General features: G+C 37.6%; 21 protein-coding genes. 16 read left to right on the top strand and 5 right to left on the bottom strand.

What is annotated here, in order from left to right; genetic code table 11:
- Nucleotides 1-74 precede the first annotated feature (74 nt).
- Nucleotides 75-1655, top strand: a complete 1581-nt coding sequence (locus C9J41_RS04975) for a Na+/H+ antiporter NhaC family protein (RefSeq protein WP_107246915.1) — start codon at nucleotides 75-77, stop codon at nucleotides 1653-1655.
- Nucleotides 1656-1773: 118 nt separating this feature from the next.
- The gene (locus tag C9J41_RS04970) at nucleotides 1774-2214 is read left to right on the top strand and encodes a VOC family protein (protein WP_107206377.1); all 441 of its coding nucleotides are present in this window, start codon (nucleotides 1774-1776) and stop codon (nucleotides 2212-2214) included.
- A gap of 60 nt (nucleotides 2215-2274) precedes the next feature.
- Here C9J41_RS04970 and C9J41_RS04965 read toward each other — a convergent pair whose 3' ends face one another.
- The 4 genes from C9J41_RS04965 to C9J41_RS04950 all read right to left on the bottom strand — a co-directional run bounded on the left by C9J41_RS04965 (nucleotide 2275) and on the right by C9J41_RS04950 (nucleotide 4422).
- Entirely contained in the window at nucleotides 2275-2925 is a 651-nt protein-coding gene (locus C9J41_RS04965) for a Qnr family pentapeptide repeat protein (protein WP_107206376.1), read from the bottom strand.
- Nucleotides 2926-3025: 100 nt separating this feature from the next.
- Nucleotides 3026-3421, bottom strand: a complete 396-nt coding sequence (locus C9J41_RS04960; RefSeq protein ID WP_233219051.1) for a cystatin domain-containing protein — start codon at nucleotides 3419-3421, stop codon at nucleotides 3026-3028.
- 123 nt (nucleotides 3422-3544) lie between these two features.
- The gene (locus C9J41_RS04955; protein WP_006645414.1) at nucleotides 3545-3886 is read right to left on the bottom strand and encodes a 5-carboxymethyl-2-hydroxymuconate Delta-isomerase; all 342 of its coding nucleotides are present in this window, start codon (nucleotides 3884-3886) and stop codon (nucleotides 3545-3547) included.
- Nucleotides 3887-4065: 179 nt separating this feature from the next.
- Nucleotides 4066-4422 carry a DsrE/DsrF/TusD sulfur relay family protein gene (locus C9J41_RS04950; RefSeq protein WP_107206374.1) on the bottom strand — a complete coding sequence of 119 codons (357 nt, stop codon included), beginning with the start codon at nucleotides 4420-4422 and terminating at the stop codon, nucleotides 4066-4068.
- Between the two features lie 315 nt (nucleotides 4423-4737).
- On the opposite strand from C9J41_RS04950, the gene C9J41_RS04945 reads away from it, so the two are divergent.
- From C9J41_RS04945 to tusE, 11 genes are all read left to right on the top strand, one after another.
- Nucleotides 4738-5262, top strand: coding sequence for a hypothetical protein (locus tag C9J41_RS04945; RefSeq protein WP_107259536.1), 525 nt, complete (start codon nucleotides 4738-4740; stop codon nucleotides 5260-5262).
- A gap of 186 nt (nucleotides 5263-5448) precedes the next feature.
- The gene (locus C9J41_RS04940) at nucleotides 5449-8517 is read left to right on the top strand and encodes an EAL domain-containing protein (protein ID WP_107206372.1); all 3069 of its coding nucleotides are present in this window, start codon (nucleotides 5449-5451) and stop codon (nucleotides 8515-8517) included.
- 70 nt (nucleotides 8518-8587) lie between these two features.
- Nucleotides 8588-8929: a hypothetical protein gene (locus C9J41_RS04935; RefSeq protein ID WP_107206371.1), complete on the top strand. Its 342-nt coding sequence runs from the start codon at nucleotides 8588-8590 to the stop codon at nucleotides 8927-8929.
- A gap of 650 nt (nucleotides 8930-9579) precedes the next feature.
- Entirely contained in the window at nucleotides 9580-10806 is a 1227-nt protein-coding gene (gltS, locus tag C9J41_RS04930; protein ID WP_107246909.1) for a sodium/glutamate symporter, read from the top strand.
- A gap of 313 nt (nucleotides 10807-11119) precedes the next feature.
- Complete coding sequence (locus C9J41_RS04925; RefSeq protein WP_107206369.1) at nucleotides 11120-12349, top strand: OFA family MFS transporter; 1230 nt, start codon at nucleotides 11120-11122, stop codon at nucleotides 12347-12349.
- Nucleotides 12350-12930: 581 nt separating this feature from the next.
- Entirely contained in the window at nucleotides 12931-13959 is a 1029-nt protein-coding gene (locus C9J41_RS04920) for an amino acid ABC transporter substrate-binding protein (RefSeq protein ID WP_107206368.1), read from the top strand.
- Nucleotides 13960-14067: 108 nt separating this feature from the next.
- Nucleotides 14068-15267 carry an amino acid ABC transporter permease gene (locus tag C9J41_RS04915; protein WP_107206367.1) on the top strand — a complete coding sequence of 400 codons (1200 nt, stop codon included), beginning with the start codon at nucleotides 14068-14070 and terminating at the stop codon, nucleotides 15265-15267.
- A gap of 5 nt (nucleotides 15268-15272) precedes the next feature.
- The gene (locus C9J41_RS04910; RefSeq protein WP_107294287.1) at nucleotides 15273-16370 is read left to right on the top strand and encodes an amino acid ABC transporter permease; all 1098 of its coding nucleotides are present in this window, start codon (nucleotides 15273-15275) and stop codon (nucleotides 16368-16370) included.
- A 13-nt stretch (nucleotides 16371-16383) separates the two neighbouring features.
- A complete protein-coding gene (locus C9J41_RS04905) occupies nucleotides 16384-17160 on the top strand; it encodes an amino acid ABC transporter ATP-binding protein (RefSeq protein WP_369917481.1) in 777 nt (258 codons plus the stop codon).
- A 248-nt stretch (nucleotides 17161-17408) separates the two neighbouring features.
- Nucleotides 17409-18077: a Bax inhibitor-1/YccA family protein gene (locus C9J41_RS04900; RefSeq protein WP_005368338.1), complete on the top strand. Its 669-nt coding sequence runs from the start codon at nucleotides 17409-17411 to the stop codon at nucleotides 18075-18077.
- A gap of 153 nt (nucleotides 18078-18230) precedes the next feature.
- Complete coding sequence (gene tusE / locus C9J41_RS04895; protein ID WP_005368340.1) at nucleotides 18231-18560, top strand: sulfurtransferase TusE; 330 nt, start codon at nucleotides 18231-18233, stop codon at nucleotides 18558-18560.
- 83 nt (nucleotides 18561-18643) lie between these two features.
- Here the strand turns inward: tusE and yccX are convergent, their stop codons facing one another.
- A complete protein-coding gene (yccX, locus tag C9J41_RS04890) occupies nucleotides 18644-18916 on the bottom strand; it encodes an acylphosphatase (RefSeq protein WP_107206365.1) in 273 nt (90 codons plus the stop codon).
- Nucleotides 18917-19014: 98 nt separating this feature from the next.
- Between yccX and C9J41_RS04885 the strand changes: the two genes are divergently transcribed.
- The 3 genes from C9J41_RS04885 (at nucleotide 19015) to C9J41_RS04875 (ending at nucleotide 22562) form a co-directional block, all read left to right on the top strand.
- Nucleotides 19015-20421: a methyl-accepting chemotaxis protein gene (locus C9J41_RS04885; RefSeq protein WP_107206364.1), complete on the top strand. Its 1407-nt coding sequence runs from the start codon at nucleotides 19015-19017 to the stop codon at nucleotides 20419-20421.
- Nucleotides 20422-20556: 135 nt separating this feature from the next.
- The gene (locus C9J41_RS04880; protein ID WP_107206476.1) at nucleotides 20557-21747 is read left to right on the top strand and encodes a class I SAM-dependent methyltransferase; all 1191 of its coding nucleotides are present in this window, start codon (nucleotides 20557-20559) and stop codon (nucleotides 21745-21747) included.
- A 191-nt stretch (nucleotides 21748-21938) separates the two neighbouring features.
- The gene (locus C9J41_RS04875) at nucleotides 21939-22562 is read left to right on the top strand and encodes a DUF2057 domain-containing protein (RefSeq protein ID WP_107294286.1); all 624 of its coding nucleotides are present in this window, start codon (nucleotides 21939-21941) and stop codon (nucleotides 22560-22562) included.
- The last annotated feature ends 306 nt before the right edge of the window (nucleotides 22563-22868 follow it).

The raw sequence follows: 22868 nt of genomic DNA, 5'->3' as shown, positions 1-22868 counted from the left end.
GTATTTTTTCTCCTGAAATCTGTTTCTCTATCCTTTCGGTAGATCTCCACCTAATATAGGTGTTTAAGAGATCCATGAATCTAGTTCAATATTCTGACTCCCTGCTATCAGTTGTACCACCCTTACTGGCGGTTGTTTTAGCAATCACTACACGACGTGTATTGTTATCACTTGGCCTTGGTATTGTTGCAGGCGCAATCCTTCTTAATGATTACAGCCCTTTAGCGGCGCTTCAATATATCGTAAATAAAGTTGTAGGCCTTGTTTGGGCAGACGGTGCTGTAAATAGCGGTAACGTTAATATGATCATCTTTATGCTTTTGCTCGGTGGTTTGATCAGCTTAATGACAGCAACAGGTGCCACTAAAGCATTTGCTGAATGGGGTGTTCGTCGCTGTAAAGATCGCCGTAGCGCAAATATGCTAACGGGTTTAATGGTTTTTGCTTTCTTTATTGATGACTTTTTCCATAGCTTATCTGTGGGGCCTATTTGTCGCCCAGTAACAGATCGCTTCAATATCTCACGTGCAAAGCTTGCTTATTTACTTGATTCAACGGCTGCACCTGTTTGTGTTATCACGCCAATTTCTTCTTGGGGTGCTTACATTATTGCTATTCTTAGCGGTATTTTAGTAACAAACCATATTACCGATATCAGTGCTATTTCATTGTTTGTTCAAATGATCCCAATGAACTTATACGCCGTGTTTACGCTATTAATGGTTATCGTTGTTATTTTCTTCCAACTTAACATTGGTCCAATGCGTCAACACGAAGCATGGGCAGAAGAAGGTAAGCTTTGGGATGAATCTAAAGGCCACCCTAAAGGCTTAGAAATTACCACTGAGTCTGAAGGCCAAGGTACTATGATTGATATGGTATTGCCTATTCTGACACTGACAGTCTCAAGCGTTATCTTTATGATCATCAGTGGTGCTGAAGTATTAAGCGCAAAAGGCGAGGCTTTTAGCTTAATTGCTTCTTTAGAGCATACCGATCTAGGTGCTTCATTGGTTAATGCATCTTTATGTAGCCTCGCTGTTTCTATTCTTCTAGCTTTACGTTTAAAGCTGCCACGTAAGACTTGGTTAACTGCGGCACCTCAAGGTGTACAAGCGATGATCCCTGCAATCATTATTCTACTTTTTGCATGGACGATCGGTACTGTTGTGAGTGATATGTCTACAGGCCAATACCTAGCCTCTTTAACAAAAGGGGGGTTCCCAACGGAATTACTACCAGCGTTAGTCTTCATCCTTTCATGTGCAATGTCATTTGCGACAGGTACAAGCTGGGGCACGTTCGGTATTATGTTGCCACTTGCTGGTGATATGGCGGTAGCAAGTGATGCTCACCTATTAATGCCGATGTTATCTGCAGTACTTGCAGGTTCGGTATTTGGTGATCACAGCTCACCTATTTCAAGCACAAGTATCTTGTCTGCAACAGGTGCAGGTAGTCACCATATGGATCACGTTATGACTCAGCTTCCTTATGCTATTACTGTCGCTTTTGGCGCACTATTAGGTTATTTGGCAATGGGTATCTTATCTTCAACAATTGCGGGTATTGCAGTAAGCTCTGTTTGGTTCCTTGCATGTTGTACGATTCACCTACGTCGTCATAAGAAACAACTGCAAGCGGTAACAGCATAAATAAATACATTAATATTAGATCATAAAATCTAATAATCCCCGTTCGTTTTAATACGCATTTGCTTTATGCTAAGTATTAGACAACGGGGATTTTTTTGTATAAAAGCTAGGAAATAGAATGGAATACTTACATACCATGGTACGAGTGAGCAACTTAGATGCTTCACTAGATTTTTACTGTAACAAGCTTGGTTTGGTAGAAATTCGACGAAAAGAAAGCGAACGTGGACGTTTTACTCTCGTATTTTTAGCTGCACCTAATCAGGCAGAAACGGCAAAAGAAACACAATCGCCTTTATTAGAACTAACTTATAACTGGGATCCAGAATCGTACACTGGTGGCCGTAATTTTGGTCACCTCGCTTTTGCCGTCGATAATATTTACGATTTATGTGCTCATTTACAAAATAATGGTGTTGTCATTAATCGCCCACCCCGTGATGGACATATGGCATTTGTTCGTTCACCTGATGGTATTTCGATTGAACTGCTACAAAAAGGTGACGCACTAGAACCCGCTGAACCTTGGGCTTCGATGCAAAACCAAGGTGAATGGTAAGAAATAGCTTTTTGTTTGTCGGTATTATTTTATTCAATAATACCGACAGTTATAGAGCCTTTAAAGCACAATAATGCCAAGTTGACTTAGTAATTGCTCTTGTTGCCAGTCGCAAATTTTTACACCGTTCAAATTCACACGTCGAATATCAACTCCCTCTAAATCCACATGACAAAGATCTGCGTCTTCTACAACGCATTGACCCCACTGTTCAGAGGAAAACTCACCGCGACTTAAGTCAGATCCTTTAAACGATGTTGCCAACAAATTAGCCCCATTCCATCGGTTTTCAAACAGTTCGCACTGCTCTAATTTTATGTCTTCGAAATTGCTATAACGTAAATTGCAGCCAGTGATAAATGCCGAGCAAAAGAAAGTGTTATGGGTAATATAATTTGCAAAAGAAGCATATTGAAAATCAACGCCTTGGAGATTAGATTGTCGCATTTCTATGCCAAAACACTGCGCATTACGAAAACTAGCCATTGACAAATTACACTGCTTAAAACTCGCATCTTTGAGCTTTGAATAGGAAAAATCACAGCCTTTGTCATCCCCCACATCAATAAAATTACAGTTGATAAAACTCGCTTCAACTAAATTTGCACGTGAGAAATCACAACGATAAAACTGACAATTTTCAAAAATAGCTTCGGACAATTCTTGTTTAGAAAAGCTTTCATCTTGATAGCACTGACCTACAACATGCATACATTATCTCTTCTATTACTCTGCGACTGATCAAAAAAAAGCGCAATTACTGATTGCTCAATAATAGCGCTTTCTCAATCTATTAGAACTTATTATTTAATTACTTATGAACATCACAATTCGAAGCTACTGATGATACTTGTTTTACATCTTTAACATCATAAGTATTCTGTAGGCTATGGAAAACAGTCGCATTGTAGTAATCACCATTTTCAATACTAAATGTAATTGAGTAGTTCATACCTGCAACCACTTGCTGTGTTACATGATAGATTTTACCGAGCTGATGCTCACCAGGGATTGCTTTAACGGCGTCTTTTGCTGCTTGTTCCACTTCAGGTGTTATGTCACCTTGTGCCCAACCACCAACGATTGCGTGAGAAAAATTACAACTTTCTTGCATATTCGCCTCATTCGAAGTTACGTCTTTTGCAGAATTACATGCAACTAATGTAACTGAGCTTAAAGCAATGAGTAAAACTTTCTTATTCATCATCAAATCCTAATTCACATTTTCTGCATATATATCAACAGAAAACATGATTAAGTGCAAATATACTTTATTCGAACGGTGATTTATTGCTATAAGTAATGATATAAAGCAATTATATTTGCATTTTTATATGACATACTTGCGATAAGATTGCTGATTAATATCTTCAATCTCGACTGTGACGCAAATATCATTCTGAAACATTGCTGCCACTTGGTGCAAGATGACTTCCGATAGATTATCTTTTTGCTTTGGATCTCTACCTGGAAGTACCCTTACGGTAATATGAACGAAAGGCTTTTCGGTTGTCCCTGTACGATATAACTCATAAGGTATGGCACGGGTTTTTATATCTTCTTCATCAAAAAGCCCTGAACTAAACGTCGCGTAATGCGTTGTTGCCATTAATTCATTTAAATTAATCTCTGTTTCAAGATCTTTGGCATATTCAATAATGCAATGCGGCACAGCTTATCTCCTGTATATGAATAGCTTATTTAATGACACTAGCATATATAAATAAGAGAACTCTTAGTTTGATCAGCTTTTTGATAATAAATACATTTAATATCTGAGTTCTTTTGCTTTCTGTGATTCCTGTACAAAAATAGCTCTTTTCTGTTACGTTAAATCACTGAGCATAACAATTAAAATGTTAGTACTTTTTCCGCCTTTAGTGTCCAACTTGCTAAATCATCTAACGAGCCTATTTCACAATCTTCAATGAGCAATGACTCAGACAGCCCTCGCGCACAACAACAGGTTTTACACAATTTGACCTTGCTTCCTTGTGCAATAAGGATTTCAAGCATTTGTTGAATATCATAGCCTTCTACCGGATTTTGCTGTTTCATCGCGCACATCACAGCATCAGACATTAAAAACAATTTGAGACTTACAGGTTGTTCTTCCTGTTCATTAAGTTTAATGGCTAAGCGTAATGCATTAAAAGGACGCTCAGAGCCATAAGGAGCGTCATTGATAACGATTAAAATAGTTTGCATTTAATACCCATCTAAAAAATAAAATCAATTGCCTTTATTGTCACACAAAATGAGATTAAATATATAAAAACCCCAAACACTACTGATCAATAATAGCAATAGTCAATTAATATCACAGTTCACATTTTTAATGTCTTTACGTCACTGTACGTCTACAAAACATTCAGTTAGTACACATTATTATCTCAAATTCACGTTATATGCATATTCTACTATTCTCAACTCGAATAATTTGGCACATTACCGCCTCAGTTGATTTAACACGTTTATTCATAGCAGCTGAAGTGTACTTAACCTCTAGAATGAGAACATAAAATGAGTCATCGTCTTCAACTAACCGATGCACCATCGGTCCTATTTTTATTTGGTCTTTCTGGTGCCGGTAAATCTTTTGTCGGTGATGTCATTGGTGCTCATGACGATTGGTTTGTTTACCATGCAGATGACGATTTAACTGATGAAATGCGTGAAGTTATTGCTGCGAACAAGCCTTTTACGGATGAAATGAGAGATGATTTTTTTATTCGTATCAGTCAAAAAGTTAATCACTTCCGGACTCTTTATCCCCGTGTAGTGGTTACACAAGGTGCTTATAAAAAACAACACCGTGATTTCCTACGTCAAAGTATCACAGACATAGATATGATTTATGTCACTGCAACGGACTCGTTGATTCACCAACGTTTAGAGTATCGTATCAATGGTATTTCTAACGAAAGTGCAGACGCTATAAAGCATATTTTTGAAACACCTGATGATACTGTAAAAACAATTTTTAATTGTGAAGGCAAGACTTCTATCATTGCGCAATTAAACCGTTTTTATAACAATATGCAATAAAAACATGATAGATAAGATCATTAAATTTTATGTTTATAAATTTAACCTTGATGCTACCTTGTTACTTTTATAACTTCCTTGAAATATTTACCCCGTCACGTTTCTCATTATTTCCCCTTAACTATATGAACACTTTAGCATAGACTTATACATTGTATGTCTATGGATTCATATTAAGGTGTCTGTGTGAATGGGTTAAAACAGTATCTTCTTGCCATTTTAGTACCATTGGTTGCTATGGTGACTATTTTAAGTCTCTATTTTTACCAGAAAGACAGTGTTCAGCTTGCAGAACATATCAAAGAAAATGAACTGCGCCAGTTAGATTCTCTTATACAAATTAGTTACTTACATCTAAACACTATCACTGAAGATTTAAACCGTCTCACTTATCAATTACAGCAAGAACCTCTTCATGAACCATTACGGGTCTTGGAAAAGGCAAATGTACTAAAACAATTTAAGAGCATCCTTATTACCTCAGAGCTCTATGACTCCATTCGATTAATTGACTATAAAAACAGCCAAGTTCTTCTCCTGGACAAGGTGAAAGATGGCTTTCATATTGATTACAGTAAAGTCATTGAAGAACCACAAGAATTAAAAAATATAGATCATACATTTTCTCTTAATAATAAAATAAGCTACATTTATAAACATCAAAATAAAGTATCATTTTATCAACATTTAAAATTAGAACACAGCAATTGGGTTGTGCAGCTAAGTTACCACCAAATCCCTGTTAGTAATATTGCAAGCAATAAAGAGCGTACAAATTTTATTATTAACAATGATGCAAAATGGATCACACAGCCATACTTAAACAAATCACTGACCCCATCAAGAGATGATAATACAAGTTCTGATGACGTACTTTTCTCTGTTACCTATCCTTATTTATGGAACGCTGTAAAACGATTAAACAAAGGACAAACGATCATTGGTGACTATCTCTACACCTATACCCCACTGATATTTAAAGATAAAAAATTAAATAAAAATATAGATAAAAACACATCTGAGTGGGTGTTAATTTCCTCACTAAATTTTGATAAAGAACTGAACAATCTGTATTTTTCTAATTTTACACGAATACGTTTAACCGCCATTTATATTACGTTTTTTATTTTAATTATTAGCTCAGCAATGTTGATACGACGATTAATTAAGAATCGTAAAAATGAACAGATATTACGTAAGCAACGAGATCAAAATCTAAAAAGATATACGGCGGTTATTAAAAACAGCGAAGATGGTATTGTAGCACTCAATAAAAATAGAGAAATTACAGCGATTAATGACGCTGCTTTTAAAATACTTAATATTCATTCTCGCGCTTTACAAAAACCATTAATAGGTCTCTTCTATTCAAAACAAATTCAAGATGAACTCACAACCTTACTTAATACTATTGATCAATTACCTAACACAGAGCATTTAAAGACTCATATAAAACTTAAATATAAACGTTCAAAACACCTTGAAGTTATTGCAACTAAGCAAGTTGATAATGTTGAAGATAACATTTTACTTCATATTGCTGATATAACTTATTGGGTTAATCGTGAGAAGAAATTACAAGCCTTATCTCGCGCAGCAGAACAAAGCGCAGAATCCGTTATCATTACCGATAAAAATGGCTTTATTCAGTATGTAAATACGGCTTATGTAAAAATGAGTAACAAGCCTTTAAATCAGCTTATTGGTAGCCACAGCTCAATTTGTATTAATGACTATATCGATAATAAGCATGAACAAGATGAACTCATTAGCAAATTAGTCTCAGGACAATCCATTCGCCATGTTATTACCAAAAAAACGGATAACGATATAATTTATATGGATTATACCATTTCACCTATTCGCGGTGATGATGGCAATATTTGTAACTACATAGCAACAAGCAAAGACATAACAGACAGAGTCAGTTATGAAAATAGATTACACCGTCTTGCACACTATGATGCATTAACCCAGTTACCTAATAGAACAATGTTTACTCAAGATATTGCACACAGCATGCAAGAAGCAATTCGACATAAGGCTCAAATTGCTATCATCGTGATCGATTTAGAATTAACAAAACAGCTTCATGAATCCATGAGTAATGAAGACATTGAAAAAATCCTTTTAATTGTCTCAAAACGGATAAAATCTAATTTACGTGAGACAGATGTTTTAGCCCGTATTGATACTAATGAATTTGGCATTTTAATCAGATCATTTCACGATTTACAAACAATCACGCAAGTGGCTGAACGATTACTACAAAATACTAATGCGCCGTTATCTATCGATAGCCAAGTACTTTCTATCTCAACTAACATTGGTATTGCATTAAGCTCAGACACCGAATCAGACCCAAAGCTGATACAAAAATACGCTCACATGGCCTTATATCGCGCTAAAGGATTATCCGGTAGCAACTACTGCTATTTCACTGAATCGATGGAAGCGGAAAACATTCAGCGTTTAATACTTGAGTCTGACCTTCGGAAATCCGTTGGTAGTGAACAATATGAATACTTCTATCAACCTAAGGTGAATGCCAATACACACACACTGTGCGGTGTTGAAGCCCTACTACGTTGGAAAAACAGCAAAGGAGAATACCGTTCACCTATTGATGTTATCCCTGTTTTAGAATCATCCGAGCTTATTATCGATGCTGGGCGTTACCTGATAAATCAAGCATGCCTTCAATTAAAATCTTGGCAAGACAAAGAGTATTACTTTGATATTGCAATCAATATTTCTGCAAGACAGTTATTAGAAGCCGACTTAGTAGAAACAATAACACAAGCGATTAACAATACGGGTTGTAACCCTCATTTTCTCGAACTTGAATTAACAGAAAGCGTGCTCATGTGTGATGTTAATTTTGCTTTAAAACAGCTTAAATCTTTACGTAAACTAGGCATTAAAATCGCTATTGATGATTTCGGAACTGGTTACTCTTCCCTCGCTTATCTTTCGCGCTTTCCTATAAACATTCTAAAAGTCGATAGAGAATTCATCAAAGATCTGCCTTTTAACAAAGACAGTATTACGATTTGTCGTTCTATCATAGAACTTGCTCATAATTTAAATTTAACAATTGTCGCTGAAGGTGTTGAAACAGAAGTTCAACTTAAGTTCTTAGAATCTCTCGGCGTGGAAGAATTACAAGGCTTTTATTTTGATAAACCATTACCATTATCCGATTTTGAGAGGAAATATTTAAACACAAATGAAATAAGGTCAACTTTAAGTTGAAAACAAGGTTCTCATCATTCTTAATGTGTCTTATTATTATGGTAATGAAATTGTTATGTAGGATGCTTTGATGAGCTTTGATGACCACTTAAATAACTTTATCAAGCAGCGCGATCAATTTGGTGGCACAGCCCAACAACGGCAGCAGAAACGTAATAGCTATGTCGTTGTCGATGCAACGGATCAAAGTAAAGCCCGTGAGTCGATGGCTCGTGAACAAGAATTAGCTGCAAAACGTGCTGAATTTGAAACCAAACAACACCATGAACGCGTGAGTGGGCGTTGTGTTTTACCAGATGAAGCACAAACATTGGAAAACAATAAATTACAAGCAAGACCGGCAGATCCTAGTCGTATCGCATATATACAGCAGCTTAAAAAAGATCTAAAACTCAAAAAATACAGTAACTGATTTTATCTTCATTCATCAAAAGGAAGCTATCGCAATAGCTTCCTTTTTTATTATAAATAACCAAATAAAATTACAATAAGTTTTAATCACAATAAATAGAACACAAAAAACAAGCACAAATTACAGCATTGAATACTCTTAAAGTGTAAATCGCTCAATTTTTTTAATTTTTTATCCAAATAAATCAAAAAACATCTGTGCAAAAAACAACCAATCTTATATTGTGAGAAATTTCCGTTTTTTTTCAATTGCATTCATAATAACTAAAATTTCATTTTAACCTTCGTATTACAGTGCACATTTCGTTATAAATATGACTCAACTTACTGATTTAGGCAAAAACAATAAGATAAGTATATGTTTTATAATAAAAATTAAATTTAAAAGATGACATTTATGTAATTTTTATTTGCAGTTTTAACCTTCGAAAAATAACAACCGTCAACGCATAAAAATAAAACAATTCAATAACATCAAGAGCACCAGAAAGTAACTTCATTTACTTTTTAAAGTAGGTATATTCGATATTTTATACAATATCACCACTTAAAGCTTAATTGACTACTACATTATAATTTGAATAGCAATATGGTAAGAATACCTTTTAAACGTTAAAATTAGCGTCAAAGAAGTACAATAGAAGATTATCGATGAACACAACTATTCAAATTAATGAGCTCGAATCATTGCTCATAGCAATAATCGTGCTTTTTCTAGGTTACTTTATTAATAGTAAAGTTGCGATTTTAAGAAAGTATAACATTCCAGAGCCGATTGTTGGTGGCTTGGTTGTTGCTGTTATTATAACAATTTTTCATTTCCAAGGGTTTGATATTAGCTTCAAGCTAAGTATGAAAAATGCATTAATGGAAATGTTCTTCGCAACAGTTGGCCTTGCTGCTAGCTATAAACTCTTAGCGAAAGGTGGATCACGTGTCTTCTTATTCCTAGCCTTAGCAACGGTATTTATTGTTATTCAAAATGCTGTTGGCGTTGGCTTAAGTAAGCTACTTGGTCTAGATCCATTACTGGGTCTTGTTGTTGGCTCGATTACATTATCAGGCGGTCATGGTACAGGCGCCGCTTGGGCACAAACCTTCTCGACTGACTATGGCTTAAATACGCTTGAATTATCGATGGCATGTGCAACATTTGGGTTAGTCATGGGTGGTATTATTGGCGGACCTGTCGCACAGCGTCTTATTAATAAATACAACCTAAAATCAGATTTTGGTGAAAGTGGTAATCACCATATTGATCACCCTGATCTTGTAACATACAGCGACAAAGAAGAAGATCGTATTACCTCAAAGAATACAATTGAAGTGTTATTTATTCTTCTTGTCTGTGTTGCTGGTGCATCACATGCTAAAGAGTTTGTTGATAGCTTTGGTATTAGCGCACTTCGGATTCCTGAATTTGTTTACGCACTTTTCATTGGTGTCTTCATTACTAACTTTTGTGAAGGCACTAAGTGCTACAAAATCAATAAGGAAACCGTTGATGCTTTAGGTACTATCTCGTTATCCCTATTCCTTGCAATGGCCTTGATGAGCCTGCATTTATGGGAATTAATGGATCTCGCATTACCTATGTTGGTGATTCTTATCGTACAGACCATCGTGCTCGCGCTATTTGCTTACTTCGTAACTTTCCGCGTAATGGGTAAAAATTACGATGCCGCAATTATTGCTGGCGGCCACTGTGGCTTTGGTATGGGTGCAACACCAACAGCTGTAATGAACATGGGGGCACTTGTATCTCGAAATGGGCCATCACCACAGGCATTTATGGTTGTACCTATTGTTGGTGCTTTCTTTATTGATATTACTAACCTACTTGTACTACAGGGCTATATAAGTTTCCTTGGTCACTAATAGTAATCACACTTCATAGTTCATAAAGGGGAAAGAGATGCACTCTTTCCCCTTTTGTTATTCCTTTTGAAATACTCAATAACGCCACAAATAAATAACACCCCCATTACATTCACCTCTCAATTAAAACGCTATTCAAATTCAGTTACACTCTAACTTTCATACTTTCAGCTCATTTGTAACAAACAATTTCTAGCCAATTTTAAATTTAAATAATCTTGATAAGATTCGCGCACTTTAAAAAACCCATTTAGATATAACATTATCTTTGTTGGCAAAGTGATCTGCTGACATCGCCTTAATTGAGAAAAGTATGAAAAAATTTGATAGAGCAATGCAGATCTTACTTGCTGGATTCTGCATTAATTTGTGTATGGGTATTCTTTACGCATGGAGTGTTTTCAAAAAAGCACTTGTTGTTGATTTAGGCTGGTCAAATGCCGACGCTTCGCTACCTTATACGGTTGCCATTATTACCTTCTCATTATCATTATTGGTGGCAGGTATTCTGCAAGACCGTATGGGTCCACGTCGAGTACTCATCCTAGGCACAGTGATGGTTGGTCTAGGTATGATCATTTCAAGCTTTGCTACCACGCCTACGTTACTGATCGTAACATTCGGTATCTTAACAGGTAGTGGTATCGGTTTTGGCTACGCGTGTCTTAGCCCATCTGCAATGAAATGGTTCCACCCTTCGAAGAAAGGTCTTGTTAATGGCTTAATTGCAGCAGGCTTTGGTTTAGCTGCTGTATACTTAGCCCCGCTAACATCTTTCCTGATTAAAGAAGTTGGAATAAATACAAGTTTCTTAGTATTAGGTATTGCTGTACTTATTATTGCAGTGCCTCTTGCTTGTACCATTAACAATCCACCAGCAGGCTATACACCAGAAGTCCCTTCTGGCTACGATGTAAATAATAAATCAGGTAATGCAGCAGATCTAAACTGGCGTGCAATGCTAAAAACACCACAGTTTTACTCTCTTTGGGTAATGTATGCATTTGCTTCTGCATCAGGTTTGATGATCATTGGTAACATCACCTCTATTGCAGCAACACAAGCAAATATCGCAGATGCTGCATATTTAGTTGTAATTTTAGCAATATTCAACTCTGGTGGCCGTGTAGTTGCAGGTATCCTATCTGACAAGATCGGTGGCATTAAAACCCTCATGATTGCCTTTATTATGCAAGCAATCAACATGGTAATGTTCGCAACGTTTAAGTCTGATTTTACGTTAATTATTGGTGCAGCCGTTGCAGGTATTGGTTACGGAACACTGCTTGCAGTATTCCCATCAATCATTGCTGATTTCTATGGTTTGAAAAACTATGGTGCAAACTATGGTGTACTTTATACCGCTTGGGGTGTGAGTGGTTTCATTGGCCCTGTCGTAGCGGCGTTCGCTGTTGATACTACAGGTACTTACACACTGGCATATACCGTGTGTTCTATCATGCTTGGTGTCGCGGTTGTGCTTTCTTTTGTGACTAAAAAAGTAGATTCAGTCGCACTGGCAGCAAAAGCGACAAACGCATAACGAACTAAAATATAAGTAAGAAAGACTCAATTTTTATTGAGTCTTTCTTTATAAGACAATATTCCCCAACTCGAAAAAATTCAAAACACTAATTCGAATAATAGAAAAAATCAGACTTAAATACTTAACATATCGACTAAATATGATATTTAAGTTTAATCTACGACAAAATACCAAACAATTTAACTACAAAGCAGAACTCCCACCAAACCGCATAAAAAATCATAATTATGCAAATTGAACATCTTTGAAGATATCAAGATACAACTTAACCTCTGCGTTCACCAACTTAAAACACCCGTTTAAATAAGGCCACAGCGCAATAATCACGCCAATATACTCATTATTTTCAATCCCTAACCTCACACTATTCAAAGCACCCAGCATGAATAATTAGTCACATATGGTAATGATTATTATTTTATTCTAATTTTCATCTTGTTAGCTTTTCGTGATCTATATCTTTTCGTTCACTAGACCTTTTATTTTCTCTTCCTATAATTAACAACTGTTAACATGTTGTTAAAATTATTAACGATCTATTTTTAATTTCACATCAAGACCAACAAAGGAAGGTACAAATGGCTAATAAATTATCAGTGGTATTTGCGGCGTTAGCCTCTTCAACTGCCCTTTTTGCTGCAAACGCCAATGCTGAAACTACGTTAGACAAAGTGATGAAACAAGGTTATGTCCAATGTGGCGTAAGTGCTGGTCTACCTGGCTTTTCAAACCCTAATGCAAAAGGTCAATGGGAAGGCCTTGATGTAGAATTCTGTCAAGCTATTGCGGCAGCAACTATTGGCGATAAATCGAAAGTTAAATACATCCCACTGACAGCAAAAGAGCGTTTCACTGCACTACAGTCTGGTGAAATTGATGTTTTATCGCGAAATACTACATGGACACTCCACCGTGATACCTCTTTAGGCCTCAACTTTACCGGTATTAACTATTACGACGGTCAAGGCTTTATGGTTAAAAAAGACATGGGCATAAAAAGCGCTAAAGAATTAGATGGTGCGGCAGTTTGTGTCCAATCAGGAACGACTACGGAGCTAAACCTTGCTGATTACTTCCGTGTTAATGGTATGACTTATAAGCCAGTTGTATTTGATACAGCACCTCAAACATCTAAAGGCTTTGATTCTGGTCGTTGTGACGTATTAACAACGGATCAATCTGGTCTATATGCTCTGCGTTTAAACTTAAAAGATCCTAATTCAGCTGTTGTACTACCAGAAATTATTTCTAAAGAGCCTTTAGGCCCTGTAGTCCGTCAAGGTGATGACCAATGGTTCAACGTCGTTCGCTGGACGCTCTTCACTATGATCAATGCTGAAGAATTCAATGTAACTTCTGCTAACATTGATAAATTAGCGAAAGAATCAAAAGATCCAAATATCCGTCGTCTTATTGGCTTAGATGGACCAAAAGGTAAAGGCTTAGGACTTAAAGATGATTGGGGCTACCAGATTATCAAACAAGTAGGTAACTACGGTGAGAGCTTTGAGCGTACTGTCGGTGAAGGCTCACCACTTAAAATTAAACGTGGTTTAAACGCGCTTTGGACGAACGGTGGTATCCAATACGCACCACCAATTCGTTAATCACACGCATAGATATTTATTGAAAGAAACATAGTACAACGTAGCACTATATAGGGATTCGGCAACGGGTCCCTACTTTTACATCTCAATAGGAACTGAGGTTGTTGTATGGCTCCTACACCACATACATCGGATGTATCGAATCCAAAGTCCAAACAGAACATTTTTTATAACCCAACTTTCAGAGCGGTTATTTTTCAACTTATTGCTGTTATTGGGCTAGTGTTCTTTTTTTACTCCATCGTAAATAATGCCCTTACCAATTTAGAATCACGAGGTATCTCGACAGGATTTGACTTTCTTAACCAAGAAGCAGGATTTGGTATTGGCTTAACACTGATTGATTACGATGAAACTTACACTTATGGGCGAACCTTTGTTATTGGATTACTAAATACTGCGTTAGTTGCAGGATTAGGTATTATCCTTGCCACAATTATTGGCTTTATCATGGGCATTGCTCGACTCTCTTCAAATTGGTTAATCAGCCGTTTAGCTGCTGTTTATATTGAAGTCTTTCGTAATATTCCTTTATTACTGCAAATCTTTTTTTGGTACTTTGCAGTACTCCAGGCACTTCCCTCTCCTCGACAAAGTATCAGCTTAGGCGAAGCTATATTTTTAAATATTCGCGGACTATCTATTCCTAGCCCTATCTATGGCTCGGGCTCTGAAATTGTTGGATGGTGTTTAGCCATTGCTGTTGTTATTTCTTTGTTCTTTTATCAATATGCTAAGAAAAAACAACAACAAACAGGTCAACAACTTCCCGTACTATTAACCGTAACAGGATTAGTTTTAGGCTTGCCGTTAATCGCCTTTTTTGTCACAGGTATGCCCATTGATTTGGAATATCCAGAACTTAAAGGTTTTAACTTTAAAGGTGGAATAACCATCCTTCCTGAACTTGCAGCCCTTTTACTGGCACTAAGCATCTATACCGCTTCATTTATTGCTGAAATTGTTCGTTCAGGTATCAATGCTGTTAGTCATGGTCAAACCGAAGCCGCTGAAGCGTTAGGGTTATCGAGAAATAAAACCTTACGCCTTGTCGTTGTACCGCAAGCACTGCGTATTATTATTCCGCCGCTCACCAGCCAATATTTAAATTTAACCAAAAACTCATCGCTTGCGATGGCCATTGGCTATCCCGATCTTATTTCTGTCTTTGCAGGAACAACCTTAAACCAAACAGGTCAAGCTATTGAAATCATAGCAATGACTATGGCTGTCTATCTCACATTAAGCCTATTCACCTCTTTGGTGATGAATATCTATAACAAGAAAGTCGCGTTGGTAGAGAGGTAATCACTATGAATAAACATCAATTTCAACCCGATCTACCGCCACCAGCTAATACCGTCGGGATTATAGGCTGGTTACGTACCAACTTATTTTCCTCTTTGACCAATAGTATCGCGACATTTCTCTTAGGCTATTTTGCTATTTTAGGCATTTGGTACATCGTTGAATGGGCATTTATTAATGCTGACTGGACAGGTGATAGCCGTGATGCATGTACCAGTAGTGGTGCATGCTGGACATTTATTAACGTCCGTTTTGATCAGTTTATGTTTGGCTTTTATCCAACAGAGGAGCTGTGGCGACCTAAACTTTTTTACGCAACATTAGCCCTGTTCATTGGACTATTAGCTTACGAAAAAACACCTTATCGTGGATGGATATGGCTATTTTTCGTCAACATTTATCCATTCCTTGCCGGCTTCCTGCTTTATGGTGGCGTATTTGGTTTACCGATTGTTGAAACGCACTTATGGGGCGGTCTATTAATTACCTTAGTAATTGCGATTGTTGGTATTGTGGTTTCTTTACCTATCGGCGTCGTACTCGCCTTAGGGCGACGTTCAGAAATGCCTATAATTCGTAGTATCTGTACGGTTTATATTGAGTTATGGCGAGGTGTTCCACTGATCACCGTACTCTTTATGGCATCGGTAATGCTCCCTCTTTTCCTTTCCGCCGAAATGGAAACCAATAAATTATTCCGCGCACTTATTGGTGTGGTGATGTTTAGTGCCGCTTATATGGCAGAGGTTATTCGTGGAGGCTTACAAGCAATCCCTAAAGGGCAATATGAAGCAGCGGATGCATTAGGTTTAACGTATTGGAAGAAGATGTACCTTATCGTTTTACCTCAAGCGTTAAAGATTACCATTCCCTCTATCGTAAATACGTTTATCGGCTTGTTTAAAGATACCAGCTTAGTCCTCATTATCGGTATGTTTGATGTATTAGGTATAGGGCAAGCAGCCACCAGCGATCCTGAATGGTTAGGCTTTGCAACTGAAAGCTATGTCTTCGTTGCTTTAGTCTTCTGGATTTTCTGTTTTGGGATGTCACGTTACAGTATTTATTTAGAAAACAAATTACACACTGGGCACAAACGTTAGCAAGGACAGCATTATGACGAGTAGTACTTCAAAACCTAACACGGATAACACCAGCTCTGATCTTATGATCCAGCTAACTGATGTGAATAAGTGGTATGGTCAATTCCATGTTCTGAAAAATATTAACTTACAAGTAAAGAAAGGCGAGAAGATCGTGATTTGTGGTCCTTCAGGATCAGGTAAATCAACCATGATCAGATGTATTAACAGCTTAGAAGAACACCAAAAAGGACAAATTATTGTTGGCGGTACAGAGCTAACTGATGATTTGAAAAATATCGAATTAGTACGTAAAGAAGTCGGCATGTGTTTCCAGCACTTCAACCTCTTCCCTCACCTAACGGTATTAGAAAATTGTACCCTTGCTCCTATTTGGGTGAAGAAAATGCCAAAGAAAGAAGCAGAAGCCCTAGCGATGAAGTACCTTGAGCGCGTTCAAATTACCGATCAAGCAAATAAATTCCCAGGACAACTTTCTGGTGGCCAGCAACAACGTGTTGCTATCGCCCGCTCACTTTGTATGAATCCGCAAGTTATGCTTTTTGATGAGCCGACATCAGCACTCGATCCTGAAATGGTTAGAGAAGTGCTTGATGTTATGGTTGAATTGGCAAATGAAGGCATGACGATGCTTTGTGTGACTCACGAAATGGGGTTTGCACGACAAGTTGCTGATCGGGTTATATTCATGGATCAAGGTGAAATCATTGAAGAAAATAATCCACATGATTTCTTTGATAATCCAAAATCTGATCGTACTCAACTGTTCTTAAGCCAAATATTACATTAATTCGTATAATTTAAATGTTTCAAAGAAAACAAGTGATTAGTAGCGCTAACCATAGTTACTTTGAAACATTTACTTACACATTTGTCTGATTTTCATCGCCGCGGTTAAGTAATATACGAGCTAAGTGATGATAACGTGCTTCAGTACAAATATTTTAATGTTGAGTGCTTAGTTAAACTTGCTTTTATGGTAATTTAGCCTCATATATAAATTAATAGTCTCAATATAACTACCCTAAGGGGATTTTTATGAACGATCGTATAGTTAATCGTGACGGCGGTTACGAAGGCTTACTATCTACCAACAAGGTTCTACGTAACACCTACTTCCTACTTTCGTTAACTTTGTTATTTTCTGCAGGTATTGCAGGTGTAGCGATGGCAATGAATGTACCGCCTGTACACTGGATTGTATTACTTGTAGGTTTCTATGGTTTAATTTTCTTAACCGAACGTAACCGAGATAGCAGCTTAGGCTTAGTTTTCGTCTTCGCACTGACTGGATTTATGGGTTATACCTTAGGTCCAATTCTAAACATGTATGTTGGCGCGGGTATGGGCGATGTTGTAATGACTGCCCTAGGTGGTACAGCAGTAACTTTCCTTGGCTGTTCAGCTTACGCACTAACAACTAAACGTGACCTATCGTTCTTAAACGGTATGTTAATGGCAGGCTTTATCGCAATTCTTGTTGCAGTGGTTGCTAATATCTTCTTGAAGATGCCAATGCTGTCACTTGCTATTAGCGGTATGTTTGTTCTGTTCTCATCAGCTGCAATTCTATTGACTACACAGTCAATTGTTCGTGGTGGTGAAACAAACTACATTTCAGCGACAGTAACGTTGTACGTTTCTATCTACAACCTGTTCCTAAGCTTGTTGCAAATTCTTGGTGTTATCAACAGCGATAATAACTAATAGCAACCGCTATTCTTAATACTAAATGCCCGCTATCTTGCGGGCATTTTTATATCAGAAATAGTCAAATACATCAACATAGTGAACAGTTTTACTTGCAGCGCCGTACCACACTCACTATGCTTTGAGCCGTAATGAATACCGAGGCTCACCATGCTTGAATTTAATAAAAAAGAAATCGAAACAGATGCACAAGGCTATCTGAAAAATGTTAGTGACTGGTGTGAAGAACTTGTCCCTTTACTTGCAGAAGAAGAAGGGATTGATCTTTCTGCTGCGCACTGGGAAGTGATCCATTTTGTACGCGAATTTTATTTAGAATTTAATACATCACCGGCTGTCCGTATGTTGGTTAAAGCAATGGCGAAAAAATACGGCGAAGAAAAAGGAAATTCTCGTTATCTTTATCGCCTATTCCCTAAAGGACCAGCAAAACAAGCAACAAAATTAGCCGGGTTACCGAAACCAGTAAAATGCATTTAATTCACTACTGTTACTAACCCTCTGTGGTCACAGGATACGCATTGACTTGCTATTTTGTGACCCTCTGTTATTGACAACAATGTCTACTTAATCGTAAATCCATCAACATGCCGCCATTCCAACTCTTCCGTTGTTATTGACTTAACATCAGCGAGCTTTACCCCGCTCCCTAACCAAAGTAATAACGCATCTATATTTTCTTTTTCACCACAAGCTAAAATTTCCACACTGCCATCAGGTAGGTTTTTCGCATAGCCTTTTAAACTGTATTTCAACCCTTCATGAGCAGTGTGAAAACGAAAACCCACCCCTTGCACACGGCCTGTAATATTCGCTCTTATACATAACTGTGACATTCATCACCTCAAGTTCTAAGTAATTTTGTCGATGTATATGTAGTTACACCATCAATGTTATCTCGCAACCACTTATCTATGCTCATTAGGATGTAAGTATGAAAGAAGTCGCTTTTCGATGGATCGATAAATACCTTATACATTTAAAAATTACAGAAAAATTTTACTTACTTTTTCTTCTTCCGTTTGCCGCTATTATCTTTGTTAGTGCTATTTTAGTTGATGCCGCCTCTCAACAACGCTTAGAAATAACACAGCAACAACTAAAGCTGACCGCTAACATCCTCCAACAACAAAATATTTCTTCTACTGATGCTGCCATTTTACTGCAAAATAGCGCAATAAAAGTGACAAATTCATCATCAGATTCTGTATTAGTGAATGGTCAAAATTATAGTTTACAAGCTGTCACACAGACTGGATTATTTGATTATTTATCAACAACTCAGTTTATAGTCACTGGCATTTTATTGGTTATTATTCTTGCTTCTGTGTACTACATCATGACCTTCATTGGCGGTGCGATGTTTAATATGCAAAAAGCGCTACAAAGTTTAGCCGATGGCGATCTCACCCACCGATTAAATTTCTTTCCTGTTCGAGATGAATTTAGCCTGATTGCTATCACAATTGATAAAGTCGCAGAACGTGAACAACAGTTAGTACTCGCAACGCAACAAGCTGTCGCGCTTATGCAACAAATAAGTGTGGATTTACATCGTCGCAGTGATAACAGTGGTGATTTATCACAATCTCAACAAAGCCATTTAGATTCACTCGCAAGTGCGACTGAAGAAATGGCAAGCTCAATTCGTGAAGTTGCTACCCACGCCCACGAAACATCACTGCAAACTCAAGAAGCACAATCGGTGAGTGAAAATGGTCGTGTAAAAGTAAGCGAAACAAAAAATGCCATTTCGATTCTTTCTAATGAAATTAATTCCGCCGCTCAAGCAGTATCTGCGTTAGATAGCAATGCGGCAAAAATTGATGACGTTGTCACAACCATTAATGGTATTTCAGAACAAACTAACCTACTTGCACTAAACGCAGCAATTGAAGCGGCACGTGCGGGTGAACAAGGGCGTGGGTTTGCCGTGGTTGCAGATGAAGTACGTACCCTTGCTGGGCGTACCCAAAGTGCTACTGTTGAAATTCAGCAAATGATTGAATCACTGCAACAAAATAGCCAACAGCTCATTGCTGTTATGAAAAATACCGTTGATAACGCCATTAACAGTGAACAATTAATGGATTCTGTTGATAGCGAAATTGGCCAAATTAACGAACGAAACCAAGGGATATCTGATCGTAGTTCCGAGATTGCAGCAGCTGCAGAACAACAAGGTGCTGTTGCTGAAAATATCGCAAGCAGCGTTGAACAGGTTCGCACCCAATCCAGTCAGATAGCACAGATGATCAGTGAATCTAGTAATGAGATTGAACAACTGAGCCAGCAAGCACAAACCCTTGAACACTTAATGAGTGGTTTAAAAGCCTCATAACCAGTTCCATTGCTTAAATCCTCTTTTATGCCGCTATCTTGTTTGTATCCGATAAGATAGCGGCTTTTTCATTTGATTTTATATGCCTAGAGAAAGATAATACGCCCCCACTCGAATTCCATACTGGGCATGTTCATGACAGCTTCTATTTATTTGGTAAAAGGCCGCGAAAAATCACTACGTCGTCGCCACCCTTGGGTTTTCTCTCGCGGTATTGATCGCATTGAAGGTAAACCAGGCTTAGGCGAAACCGTCGATATTTACGACAACAAAGGCGAATGGTTAGCAAAAGGCGCTTATTCACCACAATCACAAATTCGCGTTCGCGTATGGAGTTTTGAGAAAAACGAAAATATCGACGTTAACTTCTTTATTAAACGTCTAAACCAAGCACAAGGTTTGCGCGATATTTTAGCTCAGCGTGATGGCTTAACAGGTTATCGTTTAATTGCAGCAGAATCTGATGGCCTACCGGGCATTACGATTGACCGTTACCAAAACTTTTTAGTTTGTCAGTTACTCAGTGCTGGTGCTGAAGCACAACGTGATGTGCTGATTGAAGCGCTTCAACACTGCTACCCAGAATGTAGCATCTACGAACGTTCTGATGTTTCTGTGCGTAAAAAAGAAGGCTTGAAACAACGTACAGGCGTTCTTCATGGTGAAGAGCCACCTAAATTTGTAATGATTGAAGAAAACGGCGTTAAAATTAACGTTGATATTGTTGGTGGTCATAAAACAGGTTTCTATCTTGACCAACGTGACAGCCGTGAAGCTTCTGTTAAATACGTTAACGGCAAACGTGTACTTAACTGTTTCTGCTACACCGGTGGTTTCGGTCTTTATGCACTGAAAGGTGGCGCTAAAGAAGTGGTTAACGTTGATGTCTCTCAACACGCGCTTGATACTGCATTACAAAATGCACAAGACAACGGCTTCCCTGTTGAAAATGCACAATTCTTAAATGCTGATGTATTCAAATTACTACGTGAGTACCGTGATCGTGGCGAGTTATTTGATGTTGTGATTATGGATCCACCAAAGTTTGCTGAATCTAAATCTCAGCTTGTTGGTGCATGCCGTGGTTACAAAGATATCAATATGCTAGCAATGCAAATTCTTAAACCTGGTGGTACGTTACTGACTTACTCTTGCTCAGGTTTAATGGATAACGGCTTATTCCAAAAAATCATTGCCGATGCCGCTCTTGATGCGAAGCGTGATGTTCAATTTATTGAGCGTTTTAGCCAAGCGGCGGATCATCCATTAGATAGCGCCTACCCTGAGGGTTTCTACCTAAAAGGATTTGCGTGTTACGTTAAGTAATCATCAAATTAGCTTTAATTAGTGCCTAATGTAACGAAAGCCCAATGAGCATAACTCATTGGGCTTTTTATTTTCTAACTGTTTATAAGCTTAATTACAAATAGACATTATTTGTCATTGGTATTAATAAAAGAATACAATAAGAAAATACCAATAGCGCATTTAGCTATCAACAAATACAAGGAATTAACATGAAATTACGTACAGCACTTTTAACCTTAGCCGTTTGTGGTGTGAGCTTCTCTTCTTTTGCTAACGTTTCGCTTACACTACCCGACTCAGCTGATCTTGTGCTTGTTAATGGTACAAAAGCGCAAGGTAACGGCCCACTGTCATTAAAAGATGGTGATAATCAAATCGCTTTTCGCTATGAAACTAATTACCGTGAAAACGGCGATACTCACCTATTCAAATCTGAAGTTGTGATCGTCACATTTGATGGTACAGACGCACACTACACATTGAATCTACCTAAAATTCATAGCCAATATGAAGCTAGAGCATTTAACAAGCAGCCAAATGTTGTAATTACAGACAAACAAAATAATGATATCGCCATTAAGCAGGATGTATTAATCAAAAATGGCATGCAAATTGGACGAAATTTTCAGCAAGAAATCGCTAAGTATAATTTAAGTAACGCACCAGCAGCTCTAACCACTGCTATTTCTGTTTCTGTACCTCAAGTACAACAAATTGCTGTTGAAAAAAGTGGAAAAGTCGATCAAGCCTACGTAACCAAGATGCTAAATTACTGGTACAAAAAAGCAGACAAGGCTACGCAAGAACAATTCAAATCTGCTATTAACAAATAAGTAATTTATAAAACTTTTTCTAATCAATAGGATAGCTTACAACTTGTGGCTATCCTACATATTGCATTATAAAAACACTGCGCCAAAAAAGCATTTAACCAGCACTCCTCCGACCACAAAAAAGCCCTAAATACTGTTGAAGACTTGCTTTTAATTCAATAACAGCAAGTTTATTTACATTTTTTTTACACCTTTCCGAGAGCATGTCTGAAGATCAGTACATCGCATCGTGCAAATTTAGCTATCAGCATTATAGTTTTTTTACGGCACTCAAAAAGATTCACAAAAGAATAACGGACAAACTGA

Origin of the sequence: Photobacterium sp. GB-50, from assembly GCF_003026755.1 — a bacterium.
In the GTDB taxonomy this organism is placed as follows: Bacteria; Pseudomonadota; Gammaproteobacteria; order Enterobacterales; family Vibrionaceae; genus Photobacterium.
Note: the sequence above shows the minus strand (reverse complement) of the source record. Positions and strands in the feature narration are given on the sequence as shown.